This is a genomic window from Streptomyces phyllanthi (assembly GCF_009377205.1).
In the GTDB taxonomy this organism is placed as follows: Bacteria; Actinomycetota; Actinomycetes; order Streptomycetales; family Streptomycetaceae; genus Streptomyces; species Streptomyces phyllanthi.
Genome location: NZ_VJZE01000665.1, coordinates 1 through 3652 on the forward strand (window position 1 = coordinate 1; position 3652 = coordinate 3652).

General features: G+C 70.9%; 2 protein-coding genes. Both read right to left on the reverse strand.

Features of this window, described 5'->3' with window-relative positions; all coding sequences use genetic code 11:
• Positions 1-60: 60 nt before the first annotated feature.
• Complete coding sequence (locus FNH04_RS43020; RefSeq protein ID WP_152791678.1) at positions 61-2238, reverse strand: 3-hydroxyacyl-CoA dehydrogenase NAD-binding domain-containing protein; 2178 nt, start codon at positions 2236-2238, stop codon at positions 61-63.
• Positions 2239-2275: 37 nt separating this feature from the next.
• Positions 2276-3490, reverse strand: a complete 1215-nt coding sequence (locus FNH04_RS43025) for an acetyl-CoA C-acetyltransferase (protein ID WP_322725520.1) — start codon at positions 3488-3490, stop codon at positions 2276-2278.
• Between the last annotated feature and the right edge of the window lie 162 nt (positions 3491-3652).

A 3652-nucleotide genomic window follows, 5' to 3' on the forward strand; every position in this document is an offset into this window, starting at 1 on the left:
GACCCCTGGTGGCGGCGGGGGCGGGACAGCCCACGCCGCCACCAGGGGTCACGCGTCCGGTCACGCGTCCGTGAACCGCTCCCCCCGGTCCGCCTTCTCCACCAGCAACGCGGGCGGTGCGAACCGCTCCCCGTACCGTTCGGCCAGTTCCCGCGCGCGGGCGACGAAGCCGGGGAGTCCGCCCCGGTAGCCGTTGATGTACTGCAGGACACCCCCGGTCCAGCCGGGGAAGCCGATCCCGAGGAGTGAGCCGATGTTGGCGTCGGCGACCGAGGTCAGTACGCCCTCCTCCATCAGCCGCACCGTGTCCAGCGCCTCGGAGAAGAGCATCCGCTCCTTCATGTCCTCGAACGGGATCTGGTACCCCCGCTGAGTGAAGTGGTCGCGCAGGCCCGGCCACAGCTTCCCCCGGCTGCCGTCGGGGGCGTAGTCGTAGAAGCCCGCCCCTCCCCCGCGCCCGGTGCGGCCGAACTCCTCGACCATGCGGTCGATCACCGCTTCCGCCGGGTGGGGGGCCCACACGCCCCCAGCCTCCTCCACCGCCCGCCTCGACTCGTCGCGGATCTTACGCGGCAGCGTGAGCGTCAGCTCGTCCATCAGGGACAGGACCTTCGCCGGATAGCCCGCCTGGCCCGCCGCCTGCTCGACCGACGCCGGCTCGATGCCCTCGCCGACCATCGCGACGCCCTCGTTGATGAACTGGCCGATCACCCGGGAGGTGAAGAAGCCCCGCGAGTCGTTGACCACGATCGGGGTCTTCCTGATCTGCCGGACGAGGTCGAAGGCCCGGGCCAGGGCCTCGTCACCGGTCCGCCTCCCCCTGATGATCTCGACGAGCGGCATCTTGTCGACCGGGGAGAAGAAGTGCAGCCCCACGAAGTCCTCCTGCCGCTCCACGCCCTCGGCGAGCGCGGTGATCGGCAGGGTGGAGGTGTTGGAGCACAGCACCGCGTCCGGCGCGACGACGTCCTGGACCTCCTGGAACACCTTGTGCTTGAGCGCCGAGTCCTCGAAGACGGCCTCGATGACGGCGTCACAGCCCGCGAGGTCGGCCACCTCGGCGGTGGGCGTGATGCGGGCGAGCAGCGCGTCGGCCTTCTCCCGCGTCGTACGGCCCCTGGAGACCGCCTTGGCGCAGAGCTTCTCGGAGTAGCCCTTGCCCTTGGCCGCCGCCTCCGCCGACACGTCCTTCAGGACGACCTCGATGCCCGCCCGGGCGCACGAGTACGCGATGCCCGCGCCCATCATCCCGGCGCCCAGAACGGCGACCCTGCGGACCTGGCGGGGCTCGATGCCTTGAGGGCGGTTGGCGCCGGAGTTGACCGCCTGGAGGTCGAAGAAGAACGCCTGGATCATGTTCTTCGCGGTCTGCCCGGTGACCAGCTCGGTGAAGTAGCGGGCCTCGATGGTCAGCGCGGTCTCGAAGTCGACCTGGGAACCCTCGACGGCGGCCGCGAGGATGTTGCGCGGCGCCGGGTAGGGCGCGCCGTTCAGCTGCTTCTTGAGGCCGGCCGGGAACGCGGGCAGGTTCGCCGCGAACTTCGGGTTGGCCGGGGTGCCGCCGGGGATCCGGTAGCCGAGCTTGTCCCAGGGCTGGTGCGACTCCGGGTTGGCGTCGATGAAGGCGCGGGCCTTGGCGAGCATCTCCTCTGGGGTGGCGGCCACTTCGTCGACGAGGCCGTTCTCCAGGGCCCGCCGGGGGCTGTACTGGGTGCCCCGGAGGAGGACCTTGAGGAGGGCGTCCGCGATGCCCATCAGCCGTACGGTGCGGGTGACACCGCCACCGGCCGGCAGGAGGCCCAGGGTGACCTCCGGGAGGCCGATCTTGGAGCCGGGCGCGTCGAGGGCGACACGGTGGTGGCTGGCGAGCGCGATCTCGTAGCCCCCGCCGAGGGCCGCGCCGTTGACGGCCGCGACGACCGGCTTGCCGAGCGTCTCGATACGGCGCAGGGAGTTCTTGATGTCCATGCCCGTGTCGAACGCGTGCTGGGCGTGCTCCGGGCCGGCCTGGATCATGTCCTTGAGGTCGCCGCCCGCGAAGAACGTCTTCTTGGCGGAGGTGTAGATGATCCCGCGGATAGAGTCCTTCTCCGCCTCCGCCCGGTCGGCGATCGCCTTGACGGAGGCCCGGAACGCCTGGTTCATGGTGTTGGCGGACTGGTGGGGGTCGTCGAGGACGAGCGTGACGACTCCGGTGTCGTCCTGTTCCCAGCGGATGGTGGTGCTGCTGTTCGTCATGTGAGGTCTCCGTTGCCGTCGGGTGGTCCGCTGGGGGTTACAGGCGCTCGATGATCGTCGCGATGCCCATGCCCCCGCCCACACACAGCGTGGCCAGCCCGTACCGCTTGTCCTGCCGTTCCAGTTCGTCCACCAGCGTGCCCAGGATCATCGCGCCCGTCGCGCCCAGCGGGTGCCCCAGCGCGATCGCGCCCCCGTTGACGTTGACCTTGTCCAGCCCGATCCCCATGTCCTTCGCGAAGCGGAGCACCACGGCCGCGAAGGCCTCGTTGATCTCGACGAGGTCGATGTCGTCGATGGTCAGCCCGGCCTTGGCGAGGGCCTTGCGGGTCGCGGGCGCGGGGCCGGTGAGCATGATCGTGGGCTCGGAGCCGGAGACGGCCGCGGACACGATCCGCGCGCGCGGGGTCAGACCGTACCGCTCGCCGACCTGCTGGGAGCCGATCGCCACCAGCGCCGCCCCGTCCACGATCCCGGACGAGTTGCCCGCGTGGTGGACGTGGTCGATCTCCTCGACCCAGTGGTACTTCTGCAGTGCCACCGCGTCGAAGCCGCCCAGCTCCCCGATGTCCGCGAAGGACGGCTTGAGCCCCGCGAGCGAGTCCGCGGTGGTGCCGGGGCGCATGTGCTCGTCGTGGTCGAGGATCACCAGTCCGCTGCGGTCCCTCACCGGGACCACGGACCGGTCGAACCGGCCGTCCTTCCAGGCCGCTGCCGCCCGCTCCTGCGACAGCGCCGCGTACTCGTCGACGTCCCGCCGTGAGAAGCCCTCGATCGTGGCGATGAGGTCCGCGCCGATGCCCTGCGGTACGAAGTTGACGGCCAGGTTGGTCATCGGGTCGTTGAACCAGGCGCCCCCGTCGGAGGCCATCGGTACCCGCGACATCGATTCGACGCCGCCCGCGAGCACCAGGTCCTCCCAGCCCGAACGGACCTTCGCGGCGGCCAGGTTGACGGCTTCGAGGCCCGAGGCGCAGAAGCGGTTCTCCTGGACGCCGGCCACCGTGTCCGGCAGTCCGGCGGCGATCGCGGCGATACGGGCGATGTCGGAACCCTGGTCGCCCACGGGTCCGACGACCCCGAGGACGACGTCGTCGACGGCGGCGGGGTCGAGCCCGGGGAAGCGCCGCCGGACCTCGTGGATCAGCCCGACCACGAGGTCGATCGGTTTGGTGCCGTGCAGGGCGCCGTTCGCCTTGCCGCGTCCGCGCGGGGTGCGGATCGCGTCGTACACATACGCTTCGGTGCTCACGGATCTGGCCTTTCACGTGACGAGCGGGGTCGGGAGGCTGGGGGCGAGGCGGAACGGGTGTCAGCCGTCGTCCTTCAGGAGACCGGGTATGTCCCAGTCGCGGGCCACGGCCGCGGTGTCGGCACCCGGCTGGGCGGGGCCGCTCCGCACGGTCGTCGGTGT